The sequence below is a fragment of the Rhodococcus sp. T2V genome (assembly GCF_029269925.1).
Lineage (GTDB): Bacteria > Actinomycetota > Actinomycetes > Mycobacteriales > Mycobacteriaceae > Rhodococcus_F > Rhodococcus_F koreensis.
This window is the reverse complement of record NZ_JARJBD010000215.1, coordinates 1-4235: the sequence shown is the minus strand read 5'-3', so window position 1 is coordinate 4235 and position 4235 is coordinate 1. Positions and strand designations below refer to the sequence as shown.

General features: G+C 68.4%; 3 protein-coding genes. 2 read left to right on the top strand and 1 reads right to left on the bottom strand.

Annotation, left to right across the window (positions count from 1 at the left end; translation table 11 throughout):
- Positions 1–491 precede the first annotated feature (491 nt).
- Positions 492–725, top strand: a complete 234-nt coding sequence (locus tag P3H15_RS53190; protein WP_276144696.1) for an aromatic-ring-hydroxylating dioxygenase subunit beta — start codon at positions 492–494, stop codon at positions 723–725.
- 335 nt (positions 726–1060) lie between these two features.
- Here P3H15_RS53190 and P3H15_RS53185 read toward each other — a convergent pair whose 3' ends face one another.
- Positions 1061–2827, bottom strand: a complete 1767-nt coding sequence (locus P3H15_RS53185) for a GNAT family N-acetyltransferase (protein ID WP_276144695.1) — start codon at positions 2825–2827, stop codon at positions 1061–1063.
- Positions 2828–2922: 95 nt separating this feature from the next.
- Between P3H15_RS53185 and P3H15_RS53180 the strand changes: the two genes are divergently transcribed.
- The gene (locus tag P3H15_RS53180; protein WP_276144697.1) at positions 2923–3882 is read left to right on the top strand and encodes a pseudouridine synthase; all 960 of its coding nucleotides are present in this window, start codon (positions 2923–2925) and stop codon (positions 3880–3882) included.
- Positions 3883–4235: the final 353 nt, after the last annotated feature.

The window sequence follows — 4235 nt, the reverse complement described above, 5'->3', positions numbered from 1 at the left end:
CGCCGATGCGTAGAGCTCGTTGTCGATTCGAGTGGGGGATGTGGCTGCCATGTCGCGCACCTTCCTCTCGACACCGCTGTAGCAGTCTGCAACAGCCCAAGTGGGTGTGGTGCCTGAGGTCACGTCCGAAGAGTTTCCGGGCGGGTCTGCTGGTGGCATTTTGCTGTTATCGGCACGGGTGTAATGGTGCTGTGACCTGGTGTGATGGTATGTCCCCGGTTTGTGATGTGGGAGTGTCGGCGCAGGAGTGCGGGCGGCGGCGGGCGCGTGGGGTATCTGATCCGCCCCGTGTGGAGAAGTCATGAAAGCTGTTGACTTACAAAGGATTCCTGGCGGGGAGATGGGCGGCCGAGGCTGGTGTCGAACCACCACGGGCGAACTTGGCCCCGTGGGTTCGGTACGTCGGCGGCCTCGAGACGCAGCGCTCGGGACTCCTTGACGGCTCGGTCTCCTCGGCTACGGCGCCGGGCGATGAGCGAACCGGGCCGGTAGTGAGAGTCGACAACCCGGGGAGACCGGCGTTCGTCGTCGGCAACCGCAACCGCCTAGAGCACGACGACGCATTCCACGGTCGGCGGCGAGACGTACTGCGCCGTGCCGACACGGGATTCGAGATCGCCAAGCGTCACATTGAACTCGACACCGCTGTCCCGCAGATCGAGCACGAGCACAATGACGACCGGTACTCGATCGACCACCAAGGGCAGGTGCATCTGTATCCGTAGATCGACTGCTTGTCGGACCGGTCCTCATCGGCACTGTCGTAGTCCGCGCCGGATTGACTCTCGCACTCCTGATCCCGGCAGTGCCGGCACTCGCGGTCGCGGTCATCGGACCACCGGTCCTGCGCCGGGCACGCCTCGGGGAGAGTCATTCCGCAGGCGCGATTGATGAAGTCGACGATGCTGACACCACCGACGCACCCTGTCGACCCCGACTGGCGGCCGAGGAGCCTTTCGTTGTCTGAGCCACGGCGGGTGCCTTCCTCGACCGTGCCGAGGGTCCCAAGGACCTCGAATCCCGGCTGTCGGGGCTGAGGTCGAATCGGCGCCCGACAGCGTCAGAGTGCCCGCTTGAATCCGACGTGGCTGTTGTCGTATCCGAGTCGGGTATAGAACGCGTGCGCCTGTTCGCGGGCGCGGTCGGTGGTGACCTGTGCGAGTGTCGCGCCGCGATGTCGGCCGTGGTCGTGCGCCCACTCGAGCATTGCGGTTCCGACACCGTGGGAGCGCTCGGTGGCCGCCACCCGCACCCCCTCGATCTGGAGGCGGGTGGTGCCGCCGCGGGACAAGCCGGGGATGATGGACAGCTGCATGGTGCCGATGATCCGATCGTCCTCGTCGCGAACCACGGCCAGGTAGTGCGAGGAATCGCGGGCGATCGCGTCGTAGGCCTCCTCGTAGCGTGCTATCTCGGCTCCCTCGCGGGTGCGGCCGATCTCGTCGTCGGACAGCAGGGCGACCAGCGCCGGCACATCGGCGCGGCCGGCCCGCTGCACCCGATAGACCCGGTTGCCGAGCCGGAGCCGCCCGCCGACGGATTCGCTTGCCCGCGACTGCAAGCGGGCGATGAGTGTGTCCAGCCAGGTACCGACGTGCCGCCGGGCCTCGGGTGTGTCGGGGTAGCGGCAGCGCAGGTGCAACCCGGCCTCGTCGAGGATGAACCAGAGCATCACGCCGTCGGTGCGGATGGTCGCGCCGACGTACTGCGCCTCCAGCCCGGTGGCGTCGACCCGGACCGGCAACCGGCGCAGGTCCAGCCACGAGATCGCGAACATCCCTGGGGCCTCGGGCATCCCGCCCCACGGGCGAAGTATGTCCTCCAACGGCCAGGACCCCATCCGGACGGCCTCCTTGACCGCCTCTGCGCTGGCCCGGGGATCGGGGTCGGTCGATTCCAGCACCGAGTTGGTGATGAACCACCCGACGGAGTCGTTCCAGGTGGCGTCGTACCGGCTGTGCACCGGGAACACTGCCCGCAGCGGGGTGTCGGCCATCTCGCGCGTCACGTCGGTCATCGCGGCCACCACCAGTGCCAGGGTCGAGACGCCGTCGTCGCGGGCCTGCGCCGAGAACGCGGCGCTGTTGTCGACGTCGAGCACGTCGCGCACCTCCACGCGCTCCTGCTGCAGCGTTGCCGCGCCCAGCGGCAGCGGGAACCGCGGCATCACGTCACCGCTGGCCGCCAGTACCTCCGCCCAGCGGTGGTGCACCTCGCCAGGTGCCGCCGGGCGGTCCCGCAGGGCGCGGGTGTGCTCGGCGAAGGCGGGTGCGGGCGGCAGCGACGGCGCCCGACCGTCCTGCACGGCGGCCAACGCGGTGAGCAGGTCCCGTGCGATCACCAGCATCGACCACATGTCGACGTGTGAGTGGTCCGCGGCGACCACCACGGTCGGCCCCGCCGCGGTCTCGAGCACGCACAGCCGGTGCGACGGGCGACTGTAGGGCGGGCAGGCTTGGTCGAGCACGTCACGGAGCGCATCGTTGACGGCCTGTCCGGGGGCGATCGGGTGCTCGACCCAGTCGCCGGGGGAGATCTCGACCTGGTGCAGCCGCGGCTCGCCGTCCTCGCCGGGCGAGAAGATCGACCGCAGCGTGCCGTGCCGCGCGATCACCGACAGCCAGGCGGCCGCGAGGTCGTCCGACGGAACCGGCGCGGACAGTCTGAAGGACAACGCCATCCAGGATCCGGCTCGGTTGCCGGCACCGACGTGGCGCCGCTGGTCGAAGGACACGGGTAGCGATCGACCCGGCCTGCCCACGGTCACGTCGTAGCCGAGCAGTCGGCCGAACGGAAGGCGCAGGTGCGCGACGTTCGTCAGCCGCATATCGGTATCGTAGGCGTTTCACCGGCGACCGCGTCTCTCGGCCATTCACGCCGTGCCGACCTTCAGCGTTCCGGTGGGATGATGTGCGCGTGCCAATGCCCTCGCCGCTGCCCGTCAAGGACGGTGTCGGACCGACGCGGCTGCGCGTCCCGACGTCCGGGCCGTGGGCGACGATTGCCGAGTATGTCGTCGCGAAGTTCGACCATCTGGACGCGGGCGACCTGTACCGCCGGTTCGACGCCGGAGAGATCGTGGGCACCGACGGCCGTGTGATCGGTCGCGGCACGGCGCTGGGCGCGCACCGGTTCGTCTGGTACTACCGCGATCTGCCGGTCGAGGACCCGGTGCCGTTTCACCAGGAGATCCTGCACGTCGACGACGACCTCGTCGTGATCGACAAACCACACTTCCTTCCGACCACCCCGGGCGGGCGATATCTGCGTGAGTCCGCGCTCGTCCGATTGCGGACCCGCCTCGACAATCCCGACCTGACACCGATCCATCGACTCGACCGCGCGACCGCCGGCCTGGTGATGTTCTCGGCCCGTCCCGCGACGCGAGGCGCATACCAGTCGCTGTTCGAGAAGCGGCGGGTCGTGAAGGTGTACGAGGCGGTGTCGACGCGACCGCACGGGTGGGACCCGGATGCACCGGTGCTCGCCGGGCGTGCCGTTCCCCTCGTCTACCGCAACCACATCGCGGCGCGGCGCGGCGCGTTTCGGGTCGTCGTCGACGACTCCCGTGACCCCAACGCCGAGACGGTGGTCGAGGTGCGTGGAAGCGGCGTGAGCGCCTCCGGGCAATATGTGCTGCACACGATCCTGCGTCCGCACACCGGGCGGATGCACCAGTTGCGGGTGCATCTGGCAGCGCTCGGCGTCGGGATTCTGGGCGATCGCTTGTATCCCGACCTGCTACCCGAGGCGCCGGACGATCATTCCCTCCCGCTCCAATTACTGGCGCGGGAATTGGAATTCACCGATCCACTGTCGGGGATGCCGCGAAGGTTCGTCACTCGCCGGACGTTGAGCGAGGCGCCTGCGGCAGCGCGCTGAGCGTAAACATCCGCCACCCAATCGGGTCGTGGTGCTTGCCCTGCATTTCGTCGGGACGAGCCCGTTGCCTCGGGCAAACAAACCATTCGGCCTGTTTTCTGGTAGCGTCGGGGCCGTCATGGTGGTCACATGACAACGCGCACGTCTCAGGCACACGGGGCGATTCACGCGAGGGGTGGAGTGCAGGTGCTGCCCGAGCTGCTGATTGGGCGGCACCTGCACTCACCGTCACCGGAGGTTGGCACTCCTGGCGAGCCGAATCCCGGTCTACTTACCCGCCGTTTCCCGCGTGCGGAGGTCCTTGCGGAGGATTTTGCCTGCGGCGGACTTGGGGACGAGGTCGATGAACTCGA